The 15688-nt window shown below is 70.9% G+C and carries 17 protein-coding genes; 10 read left to right on the forward strand and 7 right to left on the reverse strand.

What is annotated here, in order from left to right; translation table 11 throughout:
* Positions 1–39: 39 nt before the first annotated feature.
* Entirely contained in the window at positions 40–912 is an 873-nt protein-coding gene (atpB, locus tag AC3ANR_RS00200) for a F0F1 ATP synthase subunit A (RefSeq protein ID WP_488289869.1), read from the reverse strand.
* A 22-nt stretch (positions 913–934) separates the two neighbouring features.
* On the reverse strand, positions 935–1417 hold the full coding sequence (locus tag AC3ANR_RS00205) for an ATP synthase subunit I (protein WP_488291853.1): 483 nt from the start codon (positions 1415–1417) through the stop codon (positions 935–937).
* Between the two features lie 259 nt (positions 1418–1676).
* Between AC3ANR_RS00205 and AC3ANR_RS00210 the strand changes: the two genes are divergently transcribed.
* The 6 genes from AC3ANR_RS00210 (at position 1677) to AC3ANR_RS00235 (ending at position 8095) form a co-directional block, all read left to right on the forward strand.
* The gene (locus AC3ANR_RS00210) at positions 1677–2567 is read left to right on the forward strand and encodes a D-amino acid aminotransferase (protein WP_488289870.1); all 891 of its coding nucleotides are present in this window, start codon (positions 1677–1679) and stop codon (positions 2565–2567) included.
* A 15-nt stretch (positions 2568–2582) separates the two neighbouring features.
* Entirely contained in the window at positions 2583–2876 is a 294-nt protein-coding gene (locus AC3ANR_RS00215; protein ID WP_488289871.1) for a YbeD family protein, read from the forward strand.
* Between the two features lie 5 nt (positions 2877–2881).
* Positions 2882–3541 carry a lipoyl(octanoyl) transferase LipB gene (gene lipB / locus AC3ANR_RS00220; protein WP_488289872.1) on the forward strand — a complete coding sequence of 220 codons (660 nt, stop codon included), beginning with the start codon at positions 2882–2884 and terminating at the stop codon, positions 3539–3541.
* 10 nt (positions 3542–3551) lie between these two features.
* The gene (lipA, locus tag AC3ANR_RS00225; RefSeq protein ID WP_488289873.1) at positions 3552–4541 is read left to right on the forward strand and encodes a lipoyl synthase; all 990 of its coding nucleotides are present in this window, start codon (positions 3552–3554) and stop codon (positions 4539–4541) included.
* Positions 4542–4597: 56 nt separating this feature from the next.
* On the forward strand, positions 4598–5455 hold the full coding sequence (locus AC3ANR_RS00230) for a DMT family transporter (protein ID WP_488289874.1): 858 nt from the start codon (positions 4598–4600) through the stop codon (positions 5453–5455).
* Between the two features lie 153 nt (positions 5456–5608).
* Positions 5609–8095 carry a penicillin-binding protein 1A gene (locus AC3ANR_RS00235; RefSeq protein WP_488289875.1) on the forward strand — a complete coding sequence of 829 codons (2487 nt, stop codon included), beginning with the start codon at positions 5609–5611 and terminating at the stop codon, positions 8093–8095.
* 4 nt (positions 8096–8099) lie between these two features.
* Here the strand turns inward: AC3ANR_RS00235 and ptsP are convergent, their stop codons facing one another.
* From ptsP to AC3ANR_RS00260, 5 genes are read right to left on the reverse strand one after another with little or no spacing between them, the layout of a single operon-like run.
* On the reverse strand, positions 8100–9866 hold the full coding sequence (gene ptsP / locus AC3ANR_RS00240) for a phosphoenolpyruvate--protein phosphotransferase (protein ID WP_488289876.1): 1767 nt from the start codon (positions 9864–9866) through the stop codon (positions 8100–8102).
* 16 nt (positions 9867–9882) lie between these two features.
* Positions 9883–10152 (reverse strand): HPr family phosphocarrier protein, encoded by a 270-nt coding sequence (locus AC3ANR_RS00245; protein ID WP_488289877.1) that lies wholly within the window; start codon positions 10150–10152, stop codon positions 9883–9885.
* Positions 10121–10576: a PTS sugar transporter subunit IIA gene (locus tag AC3ANR_RS00250; protein ID WP_488289878.1), complete on the reverse strand. Its 456-nt coding sequence runs from the start codon at positions 10574–10576 to the stop codon at positions 10121–10123. Before AC3ANR_RS00250 ends, AC3ANR_RS00245 begins: the two co-directional genes overlap by 32 nt.
* Positions 10573–11802, reverse strand: a complete 1230-nt coding sequence (locus AC3ANR_RS00255) for an MFS transporter (protein ID WP_488289879.1) — start codon at positions 11800–11802, stop codon at positions 10573–10575. Before AC3ANR_RS00255 ends, AC3ANR_RS00250 begins: the two co-directional genes overlap by 4 nt.
* Positions 11799–12317 (reverse strand): hypothetical protein, encoded by a 519-nt coding sequence (locus tag AC3ANR_RS00260; protein ID WP_488289880.1) that lies wholly within the window; start codon positions 12315–12317, stop codon positions 11799–11801. The genes AC3ANR_RS00255 and AC3ANR_RS00260 overlap by 4 nt, the downstream gene beginning before the upstream one ends.
* A gap of 37 nt (positions 12318–12354) precedes the next feature.
* On the opposite strand from AC3ANR_RS00260, the gene AC3ANR_RS00265 reads away from it, so the two are divergent.
* The 4 genes from AC3ANR_RS00265 (at position 12355) to AC3ANR_RS00280 (ending at position 15687) form a co-directional block, all read left to right on the forward strand.
* Positions 12355–13590, forward strand: a complete 1236-nt coding sequence (locus tag AC3ANR_RS00265; protein ID WP_488289881.1) for a CaiB/BaiF CoA transferase family protein — start codon at positions 12355–12357, stop codon at positions 13588–13590.
* Complete coding sequence (locus AC3ANR_RS00270; RefSeq protein WP_488289882.1) at positions 13590–14324, forward strand: alpha/beta fold hydrolase; 735 nt, start codon at positions 13590–13592, stop codon at positions 14322–14324. Before AC3ANR_RS00265 ends, AC3ANR_RS00270 begins: the two co-directional genes overlap by 1 nt.
* Before the next feature lie 64 nt (positions 14325–14388).
* The gene (locus AC3ANR_RS00275) at positions 14389–14889 is read left to right on the forward strand and encodes a TlpA family protein disulfide reductase (RefSeq protein WP_488289883.1); all 501 of its coding nucleotides are present in this window, start codon (positions 14389–14391) and stop codon (positions 14887–14889) included.
* A gap of 138 nt (positions 14890–15027) precedes the next feature.
* The gene (locus AC3ANR_RS00280; RefSeq protein ID WP_488289884.1) at positions 15028–15687 is read left to right on the forward strand and encodes a cytochrome b/b6 domain-containing protein; all 660 of its coding nucleotides are present in this window, start codon (positions 15028–15030) and stop codon (positions 15685–15687) included.
* Position 15688: the final 1 nt, after the last annotated feature.

Here is a 15688-nt window from a genome sequence, read left to right on the forward strand (position 1 = left end):
TTGGTGGTGGTTAAGGGAAGGGAAAAACGAACCGGCTGATCAGTGGGCGTCGTGGGCCTGGCCGACGTAGACGAGCGTCAGCATCATGAAGACGAAGGCCTGCAGCGTGATGATCAGGATGTGGAAGATGGCCCAGGCCGTGCCGGCGATGATGTGGCCGATGGCCAGGCCGATGCCGGTGGCGGTGAGCGAGAACGCGCCGCCCATCAGGGCGATCAGCAGGAAGATCAGCTCGCCGGCGTACATGTTGCCGAACAGCCGCATGCCGTGCGAGACGGTCTTGGCCACGAACTCGATGATCTGCATCAGGAAGTTGAACGGCCACAGCGCGGGATGGTTGCCGAACGGGGCGGTGAACAGCTCGTGCGCCCAGCCGCCGGCGCCCTTGATCTTGATGTTGTAGTACAGGCAGATCAGCAGCACCGACAGCGACAGGCCCATGGTGACCGACAGGTCGGCGGTGGGCACCACGCGCAGGTAGGCGTGCTCGGGGTCGTGGCCGGCGGCGCCGTAGACCTGGCCCCAGATCCAGGGCAGCAGGTCGACCGGCAGCAGGTCCATCGCATTGAGCATGAAGATCCAGACGAACACCGTCAGTGCCAGCGGGCCGACGAACTTGCGGCTGGTGGCGTTGTGCACGATGCCCTTGGCCTGCGAGTCGACCATCTCCAGCAGCATCTCCACCGCGGCCTGGAAGCGGCCGGGCACGCCGGAGGTCGCCTTGCGGGCGGCCAGCCAGAGCAGCCAGCAGCTGATCACGCCCAGCAGGACCGCGACGATGATCGAGTCGTAGTTGAAGACGGTGAAGTCGACGACGTTGCCAGGCTTGTGGTTCTGCGCGAAGGTCAGGTGGTGGACGATGTACTCGCCGGCGGTGCGGCCCTGCTCGGACGCCGTGTGTTCAGCAGCCATGTTGTTCGTTCGTCTCTCAGTTTCACTGCGGGGGACGCTTGCGCGGTGCGAACGCCAGCGCCACCCAGTACACCTTCATCGCGAGCACCAGCCCCACCAGCAGGGCGGGCCAGCTCAACTCGCGCACCAGCCTCGGGGCGGCCATCATCATGGCCACCGTCAAGGCGATCTTGACCATCTCCCACAGCAGGAACCCGAAGGCTGCCGTGCCGGCGTTGAGCGAGGAGAACCGCCCGGTGATGCCCCGCGCGAACAACGCGGCGGGAATCATCACGGCCAGCGCGCCGTAACCGGCGGACCACCCAATGCCCGGCTTGCCGGTGACGAGCCAGGCCACGAGCGCCGCGACCAGACCCACCACCGCCTGCCCCCCCACCACCCACCAGGGGGACACCGGCGGGTATTGCTCGCGCAGCTTGCGCGCCTCTTCGGCGCTCAGCGGCTTGAATGGGGGCTGCTCGTCCTCCGTCGTCTCAGGAAGCGGGGCGATTGTTTTCTTGTCCAACGCGAAGCCCCGGCCTTTGGCCCTGAAATTCCACAAAGCCCTTGATTATAAGTAGAAACCCCCCAGCAACAGCCACTTTCCTGACCAATGCCCGACCAGCGCCCGTGCTCGAGCTGGCGCGACGCGTGGACGCCACACAGCCCGACCATCGCCTTGCGCGCGCCGCGCTGTTCAGCTGGAAGTGCACCGCAGCCGCGGCGCCTGCGGCCCATCGCCGGCGCGAGCCGGGTGCTTCGCTCGAGGCGCGACAATCCTGTCCATGACCGACACCGCCAAGCTCCCCGCCCTGCCCTGTTACCTCAACGGCGAGTTCACCACCCTGCGCGAGGCCCGCGTGAGCGTGATGGACCGCGGCTTCATCTTCGGCGACGGCGTGTACGAGGTGGTGCCGGTGTACGGCGGCCGCCCGTTCCGCTTCGCCGAGCACCTCGCGCGGCTGGACCGCAGCCTCGCCGAACTGCGAATGGGCAACCCGATGACCCGCGAGGCCTGGCAGTCGCTGGTCCTGAAGCTGATCGACGGCTACACGCGCCACGCCGGCGCGGCGGCGAAGGACACGAACCAGCTCGTGTACATCCAGATCACGCGCGGCGTGGCCATGCGCGACCACGTGATCCCGCTGGACATCGAGCCGACCGTGTTCGCCATGGCCACCCGCATGGCCCTGTACGGGCCCGAGGAGCGGGCCAAGGGCTTCGCCTGCGTGACGGCGGACGACTTCCGCTGGAAGAAGGCGCACGTCAAGAGCACCAGCCTCGCCGGCGCCGTGCTGGCGCGGCAGATCAGCGCCGACCAGGGCGCGATCGAAACCGTGATGTTCCGCGACGGCATGCTCTCCGAAGCCGCGGCCTCCAACGTCTGGGTGGTCAAGGACGGCGTGGTGCTGGGCTCGCCCAAGGACAACCTGGTGCTCGAAGGCATCCGCTACGGCCTGATCGAGCAGCTGTGCCGCGACGCCGGCATCCCGTTCGAGTTGCGCCGCATCCCGCGCGCCGACGTGCTGGCGGCCGACGAGCTGCTGCTGTCCTCGGCGACCAAGGAGGTGCTGCCCGTCACCCTGCTGGACGGCAAGCCGGTTGGAAACGGCCGCCCCGGCCCCATCTACGAGAAGCTCTACGCCGGCTACCAGCGGGCGAAGCAGGCCAGCTGAACCCCCCCACCACCCATGACCCAGACCCCGCCCGCCCCCGGCGATCCGCGCAAGGACTCGCTGATCGAGTACCCGTCGCGCTTTCCCATCAAGGTCATGGGCGCGAAGGTGGACGGCTTCGTCCACGCCGTCACCATGATCGCGCAGCGCTTCGATCCGACGTTCGACGCCGCGACCGTGGAACTGCGCGACAGCAAGGCGGGCAACTACCTGGGCATCACGATCACCATCACCGCGACCAGCCGCGAGCAGCTCGACGAGCTGTACCGCACGCTGTCCACGCATCCGATGGTGAAGGTGGTCCTCTAGCGCGCATGCGCACGCGCGTGCTCGGGCGGGTGGACTACCTGCCCACCTACGAGGCGATGCGCGCCTTCACCGAGGCGCGCGAGGACGCCACGCCCGACGAGCTGTGGCTGTGCGAGCACCCGCCCGTGTTCACCCAGGGCCTGGCCGGCCGCGCCGACCACCTGCTGGCGCCCGGCGACATTCCGGTGGTGCAGACCAACCGCGGCGGCCAGGTCACCTACCACGGCCCCGGCCAGGTCGTCGCCTATCCGCTGGTCGACCTGCGCCGGCGCGGGTACTTCGTCAAGGAATACGTGTTCCGGCTCGAGGAGGCCGTGCTGCGCACGCTGCGCGACCACGGCGTCACCGGGCACCGCGTGAGCGGCGCGCCGGGCATCTACGTGCGCCCGGCGGACCCGTTCTCGCACAACGCGATCGAACGCGGCACCGGCCCGTCGTTCGAGGGGCTCGGCAAGATCGCGGCGCTGGGCGTCAAGGTCAGCCGCCACTGCACCTACCACGGCCTGGCGCTGAACGTGGCCATGGACCTGGAACCCTTTTCGCGCATCAACCCTTGCGGTTATGCCGGGCTGCAAACGGTGGACCTTTCTACAATCGGGGTTTCCACCACCTGGCCCGAGGCGGCGGAACGGCTGGGTGGCCACCTGGCCGTGCTGCTGTCCTGAGAAGGATCCCATGAGCTCCAGCGAAGTCGTGCGCGAGGCGCAGCCCCTCGAGACCTACAACGCCGCCGCCAAGCAGAAGGCCGCGGCCAAGCTGTCGCGCATCCCGGTCAAGGTGGAGCCGGGCGAGATCCTGAAGAAGCCCGATTGGATCCGCGTGCGCGCCGGCTCGCCCACCACGCGCTTCTACGAGATCAAGCAGATCCTGCGCGAGAGCAACCTGCACACCGTGTGCGAGGAAGCGTCCTGCCCCAACATCGGCGAGTGCTTCGGCAAGGGCACGGCCACGTTCATGATCATGGGCGACAAGTGCACGCGGCGCTGCCCTTTCTGCGACGTCGGCCACGGCCGCCCGGACCCGCTCGATCCACAGGAGCCCGAGAACCTGGCGCGCACCATCGCGAAGCTGAAGCTCAAGTACGTGGTGATCACCAGCGTCGACCGCGACGACCTGCGCGACGGCGGCAGCCAGCACTTCGTCGACTGTATCCGCCGCACCCGCGAGCTCTCGCCCGGCACGACGATCGAGATCCTGGTGCCCGACTTCCGCGGCCGCGACGACCGCGCGCTGGAGATCCTGAAGGCCGCGCCGCCGGACGTGATGAACCACAACCTGGAGACCATCCCGCGCCTGTACAAGGAAGCGCGGCCGGGTTCGGACTACCAGTTCAGCCTGAACCTGCTGAAGAAGTTCAAGGCCCTGCACCCCACGGTGCCGACCAAGAGCGGACTGATGGTCGGCCTGGGCGAGACGGACGAGGAGATCCTGCAGGTCATGCGCGACATGCGCGCGCACGGCATCGACATGCTCACCATCGGCCAGTACCTGGCGCCCACCACCTCGCACCTGCCGGTGCGCCGCTACGTGCACCCGGACACCTTCAGGATGTTCGAGGCCCAGGCGTATGAGATGGGCTTCACGCACGCCGCCGTGGGCGCGATGGTGCGCTCGAGCTACCACGCCGACCAGCAGGCGCACGCCGCCGGCGTCCTGCCGGCCTGAGCCGCGCCGGCGCGGTGCGCCCGCGCCGCCCAGGGTCCGCCGCCCAGCCCGCCCCCATGCCCGCGAACCTCAGCGCGCTCGGCGCCATCGCCCTGTGGTCGGGGCTGGCAACGCTCGGCCTGGAACTGCGCCACCTGCCGCCGTTCCTGCTCACCGGCATCGCGCTGGTGATCGGCAGCGTGCCGGCCTGGCCGCGGGTGCGGCAGTGGAAGGTGCCGGCCTCGACGCTGCTGCTGGGCATCTACGGCCTGTTCGCCTACCACTTCCTGCTGTTCATCGCGTTGCGCCACGCGCCGCCGGTGGAGGCCAACCTCGTCAACTACCTCTGGCCGCTGCTGATCGTGCTGCTCGCCCCGCTGCTGCTGCCCGGGCTGCGGCTGCACGCGGGCCATGTCGCGGGCGCGTTGCTGGGATTCGCGGGTGCGGCGGTCGCCATCCTCGGCACCGGCGGCACGGGGCAGGGGCCGGGCTGGGCGTGGGGCTACCTGCCCGCGCTCGGCTCGGCCCTCGTCTGGTCGACCTACTCGCTGCTGACGCAACGCGTGGCGCGCTTCCCCACCGCAGCGATCGGCCTGTTCGGCCTCGTGTCGGGCCTGCTGTCGCTGGCCTGCCATGCGGCGCTGGAGCCGGCGGCGGCCATCGCGCCGCGCGACTGGCTGCTGCTGGCGGTCATGGGCCTGGGCCCGCTGGGCGCGGCCTTCTTCCTGTGGGACCACGCGCTCAAGCTCGGCGACCCGCGCCAGATCGGCGTGCTGAGCTACCTTACGCCGCTCGCCTCGACCGCGCTGCTGCTGCTCGCGACCGGGCGCAGCCTGAGCTGGCACGTCGCCGCCGCCGCGGCGCTCATCGTGGACGGGGCGATCCTCGGCACGCGCCGGCGCGAGGAAGTGCGGCGCGACGCGGCGTCGGCCTGAGGCGCACGCGCCGGGCCCGGCTGGCGCGGCATCCGACACCCGGTTTCATCCGTCGCCGCATGGCCCGTACCGCTGTGGCGCCCTGGTGTTGCCGTCCTACAGGGGGGCGAAAAGCCGGCTCCTAGAGTCATCGCAGTCCCTGCCGCCGCCCCCATGAAGCACCACGACGAACGCGACACACCGCCGGCCGCCGGCCGCGTGCGCCGGGTCTGGACGGCGTTCTGGCGCGGCGTGCGCACACACCCGATCCTGATCCTGGCGATGCTGCCGATCGGCGCCGCCGCGCTGGCCGCCGCTTACGTGCTGGCCCTGGTGCCGCAGACCCCGGGGGTCGCCGACCTGCGCAAGGTGCGCGAGCAGCAGCCCAGCGTGGTGCTGTCCTCCGACGGCCAGCAACTCGCGGTGCTGCGCCGGGCCAACCGGCAATGGGTGCCGCTGGCCGAGATCTCGCCCTCCGTCGTCACGGCGCTGCTGGCGACGGAAGACCAGCGCTTCTACGACCACCACGGGCTGGACCTGCGGCGCACGATCGGGGCGGCGATCAACACCGTGCGCGGCCGCCTGCAGGGCGGCTCCACGATCACCCAGCAACTCGCGCGCAACCTGTATCCCGAGGAAATCGGCCGCGCGCCGACGCTGGAGCGCAAGATCAAGGAAGCGATCACCGCCGTGCGGATCGAGTCGGTCTACGGCAAGGACGAGATCCTCGAGACCTACCTGAACACGGTGCCCTTCCTGTACAACGCGTACGGCATCGAGATGGCCGCGCGCACCTACTTCGACCGCTCGGCGCGCGACCTCGACGTGCTGCAGAGCGCGACGCTCGTCGGCATGCTCAAGGGCACGAGCTACTACAACCCCGTGCTCAATCCGGAGCGGGCGCGCCAGCGCCGCAACATCGTGCTCGCCCAGATGGCCCGTGTGGGCAAGCTCGAATCGGCCCAGCTGGCGAGCCTGCGCGCCGCGCCCCTGCGCCTGGACTTCGAGCGCCAGGAGGAGGAGCTCGGGCCGGCCCCGCATTTCGTGGCCCAGGTCCGGCGCTGGCTGATCGAGTGGGCGGACCGCAACGGCTACGACGTCTATTCGGACGGCCTGGTGGTGCGCACCACGATCGACTCGCGCGCCCAGGCGATGGCCACCCGCGCGCTGTCCGAGCAGGCCGAGCGCCTGCAGAAGCAGGCCGACGCGGCGTGGGGCGGCCGCCATGGCTGGACGGCCAAGCGCGACCTGGTGAATGCCTTCATCCGCGAGACCGCCCAGTTCCAGGCCGCCCGCGCGCAGGGCCTGGCCGAGGCCGAGGCGCTGGCCAGGCTGCGCGCCGACACCGCCTTCATGGACGCCTTGCGCGCGGACAAGACGCGGCTGCAGGCGGGCCTGATCGCGCTCGAACCCGGCACGGGCCTGGTGCGCGCGTGGGTGGGCAGCCGCGACTTCGCGACCGACCAGTTCGACCATGTGCAGCAGGCGCGACGCCAGCCGGGCTCGACCTTCAAGCCGTTCGTGTATGGCGCCGCGTTCCTGCAGGGATCGCGACCGACGGACGTGCTGTTCGACGAGGTGGTCGAGATCCCCGTCGGCCCGGGCGAGGTCTGGCGCCCCACCGACATCGGCCAGCCCACGGGGGAGCCGATGACGCTGCGCGACGCGCTGGCGTTCTCCAAGAACACGATCACCGCGCAGCTGACGCAACGCGTCGGCCCGGCCAGCGTGGCGGAGCTGGCACGGACCATGGGCGTGCGCGACAGCAAGCTCGATCCGGTGCTCTCGCTCGGCCTGGGCACGAGCCCCGTGACCCTCAAGGAGATGGTGGCTTCGTACGCGACGATCGCCAACGGCGGCCGCTACGTGCCGCCGATGATCGTCGCGCGCGTGGAGGACCGGCGCGGCCGGGTGCTGCAGGCCTTCGCGCCGGAGGCGCCGCAGGAGGCGCTGCCCTTCGCGCCCAACGTGGTGCTGCTCGACGCCATGCGCGGCGTGGTCGACCGCGGCACCGCCACGGCCATCCGCGCGCGCTATGGCCTGCAGGGCGACCTCGCGGGCAAGACCGGCACCACGCAGGACAACACCGATGGCTGGTTCATCCTGATGCACCCGCAGCTGGTCGCCGGCGCCTGGGTGGGCTTCAACGACAGCCGCATCACCATGCAGGACGCCTGGGGGCCGGGCGCCCGCAGCGCGCTGCCGATGGTGGGCGAGTTCTTCCGCCAGTCCCTGCGCGCGAAGCTGCTCGACGCCAAGGCGAAGTTCCCGCGGCCGAACGACCCGGACGTGATCGAGGAAGTCAACAACTGGTGGGGCGTGGCGCCCGGCAACCCGGACCAGCAGCCGCTTCCCGAGTTGGCCGCCCTGCCGCCGCTGCCGTCGCCCTCGGTCGTCGAGCCGGCCATCGTCATCGCCCCGCCGCGCGAGGCCTGGCCGCCCGGGTCGCCCGAACCGGCCATCGTGGTGCCCGGTGGCGGCGTGCCGCGCGCCCTGGTGGTCGCGCCGCCGCGGGAAGGACCGACGGTGTCGTCCAACGCCATCGTGGTGGCGCCCGCTCGCGGCGGTGCCCCCGCCCGCGGCGAGGCCAGCGGCGCCGGTCCCGCGCCGCCCGTGGCCGCCACCGCCAATCCGTACCGGTCGCAGGAAGCCGGCTGGTAGCCGGTCAGCCCAGCAGCTTGGCCGGCTCCTCGGCGGCGACCACCTCCTGCGCCCAGGCCGCGAGCCGGCTGGCATCGGCGCGCAGCACCTCCTGCTTGACCGCGAGGATCTGCGCCGGGTGCATCGAGAAGCTGCGCAGGCCCAGCCCGAGCAGCAGGCGCGTGAACTGCGTGTCGCCGGCCATCTCGCCGCACACGCTCACGCCCTTGCCCTGCGCTTTGCACTCGGCGATGGTGTTGGCGACCAGCTGCAGCACCGCCGGATGCAGCGGGTCGTACAGGTGCGCCACCGATTCGTCGGCGCGATCGATCGCCAGCGTGTACTGGATCAGGTCGTTGGTGCCGATCGAGAGGAAATCGAAGTACTTCAGGAAGGTGCGCAGCGTGAGCGCCGCCGCCGGGATCTCGATCATCGCCCCGAGCTGCAGCGGCCCGTAGGCGACGCCGCGGTTGTCGAGCTCGGCGCGCGCGAAGTCCAGCAACGACAGGGTCTGGCGGATCTCGCTGGCGTGGGCCAGCATCGGGATCAGCATGTTGACCTTGCCGTGGGCGGCCGCGCGCAGGATGGCGCGCAGCTGGGTGAGGAACATCGCGGGGTCGGCCAGGCTCCAGCGGATGGCGCGCAGGCCCAGCGCCGGGTTCAGGTGCGCCTCGTCGCGCTCCTCCTCGTCCAGCGGCTTGTCGGCGCCCACGTCGATGGTGCGGATGGTGACCGGCAGCCCCTGCATGCCGTCGACGGCGCGGCGGTAGGCCTCGTACTGCTCGTCCTCGTCGGGCAGGTGCCCCTTGCGGTTCATGAACAGGAACTCGCTGCGGAACAGGCCCACGCCCACCGCGCCCGCCTCGACGGCGCCGGCGGCGTCCTCGGGCAATTCGATGTTGGCCAGCAGCTCGATCTTCTGGCCGTCGAGCGTGATCGCCGGCGTGTGGCGCAGGCGCGCGAGGCGGCCGCGCTCGAGTTCGCCCTGGCGCTGCTTGAAGCCGTATTCGGCCAGGATGATCGGCGAGGGGTCGACGATCATCACGCCGTCGTCGCCGTCGATGATCACCCAGTCGTCCTGGCGCACGAGGTGGCTGGCGCTGCGCGCGCCCACCACCGCCGGGATGTCCATGCTGCGCGCGACGATCGCGGTGTGCGAGGTCTTGCCGCCCACGTCGGTGACGAAACCGGCGAACACGCTCTGCTTGAACTGCAGCATGTCCGCGGGCGAGAGGTCGTGGGCGATCAGCACCAGCGGCACGTCGATGCTGTCGTCGGCCAGCAGCAGGTCCTGCTGGCGCGGCTGCGCGGGCCGGCGCTGCGGCGGCGCAACCGGCGAGGGCACGCCCTTCATGTGCCGCAGGATGCGTTCGGCCACCTGCTCCAGGTCGGCCTTGCGCTCGCGCAGGTACGCGTCGTCCATCTCGTCGAACTGGCGCGACAGCTGCTCCAGCTGCGTGGTCAGCGCCCATTCGGCGTTGTACAGGCGGTCGCGGATCCAGTGCTTGACGCCCTCGATCAGGTCCTGGTCCTGCAGCAGCATCAGGTGCACGTCCAGCAGCGCGGACAGCTCGTGCGGCGCCTCCTTCGGGCCCATCGACGCGATCGTGTTCTGCAGCCGGTGGATCTCCTCGATCACGCCGTTGCGCCCGTCGCGCACGCGTTCGATCTCCGCCTCGACCTGGCCCGGCTCGATGAAGTAGTGGGTCACGTCCACCCGCCCGGCCATCAGCACCGCGCGGCCGATCGCGATGCCGCGCGCAACAGGCAGGCCGTGGATGGCGAAGGTCATGGCCCGGTCCCCGCCTTCACTCGCCTTCGCCGAACTTGTCGTGGATCAGGGCCAGCAACGCGTCCATCGCCTCCTGGGCGCGCTCGCCCTCGGTCTCGATCATCACCTCGCTGCCGACGCCCGCGGCCAGCATCATCACCCCCATGATGCTCTTGGCGTTCACGCGCCGCTCGCCCTTGGCGATCCAGACGTCGCAGGGGTAGCTGGCGGCCAGCTTGGTGAGCTTGGCCGACGCGCGGGCATGCAGTCCCAGCTTATTGCTGATGGTCGTGGTGGTCTTGGTCATGGTTGCGGCGGGGCTGGTTCTGCGGCGCGGTGATGGCGACCTGCATCACGCCCTGGGTCCCGCCGACGACGGCGCGAGCGACCAGCGCGTCGAGCGGCTCGTGGCGGTAGCTGACGCTGCGCAGCAGCATCGGGAGGTTGACGCCGGTGATCAGGCGCGAGGTGAGGCCGTCCACCAGCTTCTGCGCCACGTTGCTCGGGGTGGCGCCGAAGATGTCCGTGAGCACGAGCACGCCCTTGACCTGCTGCGGCTGCGTCAGCTGCGCCATCGCGATGCGGGCGGTGGCGAGCGTCTCCTCCGGCGGCAGGTTGGGCTGCACGTCGATGGCGGCCAGCGAGGCGGCGCAATCCGGGAACACGTGCAACGCGCACTGGCGCAAGGCGTGCGCCAGCGGTGCATGGGCGATGATCAGGATCGCGTTCATCGGGGGGCGGGCCGCAGCTCCTGGGGATTATCACGTCTCCCCATCAGGAACCAGCCATAGGACGCGACGGCGAAGGCCAGGAACACGGCGAAAGCGCCGCGGAACGCATCCACCTGGCCCAGTCCGGCGGCGGTGAAGCCGTCCACCAGCAGCCCGATGCCCCACTGCACGGTGAACACGCCGGCGAAGATCACCAGGTTGTAGGCCGACAACGCGCGGCCGGCCAGCGCCGACGGGAACGCCATCCCGACGGCCGGCTGCGCCAGCGAGACGAAGGTCGAGGTGACGCAGAACAGCGCCCAGGCCGCGGCGGCGGCGCCCGGCCCGGCCACCAGGATGCCCGCCAGCACGAACAGGCTGAGCGGCAGCCCCCAGGTGATCAGGCGGTCGGTGCCCAGGCCGCGCCGCGCCAGCACGGGATTGAGCAAGCCCCAGGTCCAGAAGGTCAGCAGCATGGAGACGTTGATCGCGAACAGGCCCGTGGCCGCCTGCAGCGGCTGCCAGCCCGACACCCGCACCATCCAGGGCCCGGCCCAGAGCGACTGCACGGCGATCATGCCGCCGTAGTTGAAGAAGCCGAGCGGCGCCAGGCGGCGAAAGTACGGGTGGCGCCAGACCTGGGCATAGCTGGGCGGGTCGCCATGGTGCTCGCCGACGTCCCAGCCGGGCACGCGCCAGGCCAGCACCAGCGAGGACACGCCCAGCAGCACGGCCAGGGCGACGAACACCGGGCGCCAGCCGACCAGCGGCAGCAGCCACTGCACCGGCAGGGTCGAGGCCACCATGCCGAGCGAGCCGGTCATCAGCATCCATGAATTGGCGCGCAGCTGCCCCGGTCCGTCGAGCCAGCGGCGGTAGCCGGTCAGCGGCGCCATCAGGCACGCGCTCACGCCCACGCCGCACAGCACGCGCGCGCCAAGCAGGGTCCAGAAGCTGCCGGCCATCGCGAACGCGAGGCAGCCCGCCACCGCGATGCCCACGAAGCTGAGGATCACCTTCTTGGGCCCGTGCCGGTCCAGCCAGGTGCCCAGCGGCAGCTGCGTGGCGGCGAAGCCGAAGAAGAAGCCGCCGGCGAGCAGGCCCAGGTCCTGGGCCGACAGGCCGAATTCCTGCGTGAGGGTGGGCGCGAGCGTCGCGGTGACCGCGCGCAGCACCGCCGAGAAGAAATAGGCGAACGCGAAGGCGAGGAAGACGACGACGGCGGTGCGCCGGGGCAGCACGCTCATTCGAACTTCAGCCCGTCGAAGAACGGCTGCACCCAGTCGGGTTTCGGCTCGGGCGCATAGACGACCGCCTGGAACACCTGGCTGCCGCGGGCGAAGTAGGCGATCTCGCCACGCACGGCCGAGCCGTCGGCGCGGCGGCCCTGGGCCGAGACGCGCTGGGCGCCGGGCGTCGCCGCGGCGCCCGGCAGCGCGAAGGGACGCGTCGTGGAGGCCGTCGCCTGCATGTTGGCGAGCGTCGCGCGGTTCCACTGCGCCAGCACGTCCGGCACGCGCGCCGGATCGCCCAGGTCGGCCTGCAGGATCGCGAAGGTGGCGCCGCCGGTGTCGCAACCGAGCACGGCCAGCTCGACGTCCCGGCCGCCCATGGGGACATGGCGGCTGCCCTTGTCGGGCTTGCAAGGCAGCATCGCCTTGAGCGGGGCGGGTTCGGCGCGGACCTCGCGCCAGTTGAAGGTGGGACTGCAGGCGGCGGCGGCGAGGACGGCCGCCGGCAGCGCCGCACGAAGGCGAAGCATCGCCCGATGATACGTTTCCGGACCACAATCGCTTCCCATGACTGCGCTCGACGGCATCCGCATCCTGGACCTCTCCCGCGTTCTGGCCGGCCCCTGGTGCACCCAGACCCTGGCCGACCTCGGCGCCGACGTCATCAAGATCGAGCGCCCCGGCACCGGCGACGACACCCGCAGCTGGGGCCCGCCCTTCCTGCAGGACGCCCAGGGGCACGACACGCACGAGGCGGCCTACTACCTGGGCACCAACCGCAACAAGCGGTCGGTCACCTGCGACATCGCCCGCCCGGAAGGCCAGGCGCTGGTGCGCGAGCTCGCGCGGCATTGCGACGTCTTCATCGAGAACTTCAAGGTCGGCGACATGGCCCGCTACGGGCTGGACCACGCCTCGCTGCGGGCGATCAACCCGAAGCTGGTGTACTGCAGCGTCACCGGCTTCGGCCAGACCGGCCCCTACAAGGACCGCGCCGGCTACGACTACGCGGTGCAGGGCATGGGCGGGCTCATGAGCGTGACGGGCGAGCGCGACGACCTGGGCGGCGGGCCGCAGAAGGTCGGCGTCGCGGTGGCCGACCTGTTCACGGGCATGTACGCGGCCGTGGCGATCGTCGCGGCGCTGCGGCACGCCGAGCGCACCGGACAGGGCCAGGCGATCGACATGGCGCTGCTGGACACGCAGGTCGCCATGCTGGCCAACCTCGGGGCCAACTACCTGGTCAGCGGCAAGGTGCCGGGCCGGGCCGGCAACGCGCACCAGAACATCGTGCCCTACCAGGTGTTCGAGGTCGCGCCGACGGCCGATGGCGCCAAGGACCACGTGATCATCGCGGTCGGCAACGACGGCCAGTTCGCCAAGTTCTGCGACGTGGCGGGCCGGCCCGACCTGGCCGCCGATGCGCGCTTCGTCCGCAACCAGGACCGGGTGCGCCATCGCGCGGTGCTGGTGCCTCTGCTGGAGCAGGTGATGAAGACCCGCACCAAGGCGCAGTGGCTGGCGGCGCTGGAAGCGGCCAAGGTGCCCTGCGGCGCGATCAACAACCTGGCGGAAGTCTTCGCCGACCCGCAGGTGGCCGAGCGCGGGATGGTCACGCACTGGGATCACCCGCTCGCCCCCGGCGTGCGGCTGGTGTCCAGTCCGATGAAGCTCAGCGGCACGCCCGTGCGGGCCGACCTGCCGCCGCCCCTGCTCGGCCAGCACACCGACGAGATCCTGCGCGACGTGCTGGGCTGGCCAGCCGACCGCATCGCCGCGCTGCGCGAGCAAGGAGTGATCTGATGGCCAACTTCGTCCTCGTGCACGGCGCCTGGCATGGCGGCTGGTGCTGGCAACGGGTGGTGCAGCGCCTGGCGCGCGAAGGCCACCGGGTCCATGCGGTCACGCTCACCGGCGTGGGCGAGCGCGCGCACCTGCTGTCGCCCACGATCACGCTCGAGACCCACATCGCCGACGTCGCCGGCGTGCTGGAAGCCGAGGAACTGCGCGACGTCGTGCTGGCCGTTCACTCCTACGCCGGCATGGTCGGCACCGCCATCGCCGACCGGATGGGCGAGCGGCTGCGGCATCTGGTGTACGTCGACGCGGTGGTGCCGCGGCCGGGCGAAAGCTGGAGCAGCACCCATGCCCGCGCCACGCGCGAGGTGCGCCTGGCCGGCGCGCAGGCGTCGCCCGACTACAGCCTGGCGGCGCCGGACCCGGACAACTACGGGCTGCAGGGCGAGGACTACGAGTGGGTCAAGCGCCGGCTCACCGCCCACCCGGGCCACACCTACGAGGCGCCGCTCGACTTCGACCCGCAGCGCGTGGCCGCGGTGCCGCGCACCTTCGTCAACTGCGTCCGGCCGCAGCTGCCCACCATCGACGCGATCCGGCCCCGGATGGCCGACCCGGGCTTCTGGGGCGGCGCCTGGCGCGCCGGCGGGGGCGCCCGGGTGGTCGACCTGCCCACCGGGCACGACCCGATGGTGACCATGCCGGCCGAGCTGGCGCAGCTGCTGGCGGCCTGCGCTTGACGCGGAACAAAGGGGCATGGCGCGACTCCGAGCGGGAGCGCCTGCAGCCACGTAAACTCTGCGCATGAAGAAGGCACTGATCGGCCTCGCCGCCGCCGCCCTGGTGGGTGTCGGGGCCGCCGTCTACATGAACACCGGCACCGCGGCCGCGCCGCAGTCGACGTTCGTGCTGCTCGACGGCTCGAAGAAGACCACGGCCGACTTGAAGGGCCGGGTGACGCTGGTGAACTTCTGGGCCACCAGCTGCGTGACCTGCGTGGGCGAGATGCCCAAAATCGTCGCCACCCACGACAAGTACAAGGCCCGCGGCTACGACACGCTGGCCGTGGCGATGAGCTACGACCCGCCCGCCTACGTTGTCAACTACGCCCAGACGCGCAAGCTGCCGTTCCAGGTGGCGATCGACAACACCGGCGAGGTCGCCAAGGCCTGGGGCGAGGTGCAATTGACGCCCACCACGTTCGTGGTCAACAAGAAGGGCGAGATCGTCAAGCGCTACGTTGGCGAGCCCAATTTCGCCGAGCTGCACCAGCTGATCGAGAAACTGCTGGCCGAGACCGCCTGAAGCGTCCCGCCCGACCGACCGGAGCCCCGCCGACGCGGGGCTCTTTGCTTGGCGGCGGCCCGGCGCGCGGAGATTCCCGCCAACTCTGCGGCGCATGGAATTCCCGCGCAGAATCGGCCGCCAGGAGCGAGCACGAGCATGGGCACACCGGTACGCGTCTGGGACCTTCCCACCCGAGTCTTCCACTGGGCGCTGGTCGCCTGCGTCGCCGGCCTGCTGGCCACGGCCTGGGTGCCGGGCTCGTGGGTGGAATGGCATGCGCGGCTGGGCTACGCGGTGCTGGCGCTGCTGCTGTTTCGCCTGGTCTGGGGCTTCCTGGGCGGCCACTGGTCGCGCTTCACGAGCTTCCTCTACACCCCCTCGACGGTGGCGGGGTACCTGCGCGGCCAATCGCACCCGGACCACCTGGTGGGCCACAACCCGCTCGGGGCCGGCTCGGTGCTGGCCATGCTGCTGGTGCTGCTGGCCCAGGTCGGCACCGGGCTGGTGAGTGACGACGAGATCGCGTTCACCGGCCCGCTGAACCGGCTGGTGGACACCAGCCAGGGGCTGGCGGCGACCTGGTACCACAAGGCGATCGGGCCATGGGCGCTGGTGGGCCTCGTCGTGCTGCACGTCGGCGCGGTGCTGTTCTACCTGCTGCGCAAGCGCGAGAACCTGGTGCGGGCGATGCTGCGCGGGGACAAGGACGCGCCCGAGGGCACCCGGGCCTCCATCGACACGGCGGGCACCCGGCTGCTGGCCGCGGCCGTGTTCGGTGCCTGCGGCGCGGCGGTCTGGTGGCTGGTGAACCGCTGAG

It is taken from the genome of Ramlibacter sp. JJN2-2R, assembly GCF_057747835.1.

Excerpts from the sequence above, each read along its gene's own strand:
- AC3ANR_RS00265 (WP_488289881.1), top strand. The coding sequence starts at position 12,355 with ATGACTGCGCTCGACGGCATCCGCATCCTGGACCTCTCCCGCGTTCTG.
- AC3ANR_RS00280 (WP_488289884.1), top strand. The coding sequence starts at position 15,028 with ATGGGCACACCGGTACGCGTCTGGGACCTTCCCACCCGAGTCTTCCAC.
- AC3ANR_RS00275 (WP_488289883.1), top strand. The coding sequence starts at position 14,389 with ATGAAGAAGGCACTGATCGGCCTCGCCGCCGCCGCCCTGGTGGGTGTC.
- lipA (WP_488289873.1), top strand. The coding sequence starts at position 3,552 with ATGAGCTCCAGCGAAGTCGTGCGCGAGGCGCAGCCCCTCGAGACCTAC.
- AC3ANR_RS00235 (WP_488289875.1), top strand. The coding sequence starts at position 5,609 with ATGAAGCACCACGACGAACGCGACACACCGCCGGCCGCCGGCCGCGTG.
- AC3ANR_RS00260 (WP_488289880.1), bottom strand. The coding sequence starts at position 12,317 with ATGCTTCGCCTTCGTGCGGCGCTGCCGGCGGCCGTCCTCGCCGCCGCC.
- AC3ANR_RS00215 (WP_488289871.1), top strand. The coding sequence starts at position 2,583 with ATGACCCAGACCCCGCCCGCCCCCGGCGATCCGCGCAAGGACTCGCTG.
- atpB (WP_488289869.1), bottom strand. The coding sequence starts at position 912 with ATGGCTGCTGAACACACGGCGTCCGAGCAGGGCCGCACCGCCGGCGAG.
- AC3ANR_RS00255 (WP_488289879.1), bottom strand. The coding sequence starts at position 11,802 with ATGAGCGTGCTGCCCCGGCGCACCGCCGTCGTCGTCTTCCTCGCCTTC.
- ptsP (WP_488289876.1), bottom strand. The coding sequence starts at position 9,866 with ATGACCTTCGCCATCCACGGCCTGCCTGTTGCGCGCGGCATCGCGATC.
- lipB (WP_488289872.1), top strand. The coding sequence starts at position 2,882 with ATGCGCACGCGCGTGCTCGGGCGGGTGGACTACCTGCCCACCTACGAG.
- AC3ANR_RS00270 (WP_488289882.1), top strand. The coding sequence starts at position 13,590 with ATGGCCAACTTCGTCCTCGTGCACGGCGCCTGGCATGGCGGCTGGTGC.
- AC3ANR_RS00245 (WP_488289877.1), bottom strand. The coding sequence starts at position 10,152 with ATGACCAAGACCACCACGACCATCAGCAATAAGCTGGGACTGCATGCC.
- AC3ANR_RS00210 (WP_488289870.1), top strand. The coding sequence starts at position 1,677 with ATGACCGACACCGCCAAGCTCCCCGCCCTGCCCTGTTACCTCAACGGC.
- AC3ANR_RS00250 (WP_488289878.1), bottom strand. The coding sequence starts at position 10,576 with ATGAACGCGATCCTGATCATCGCCCATGCACCGCTGGCGCACGCCTTG.
- AC3ANR_RS00230 (WP_488289874.1), top strand. The coding sequence starts at position 4,598 with ATGCCCGCGAACCTCAGCGCGCTCGGCGCCATCGCCCTGTGGTCGGGG.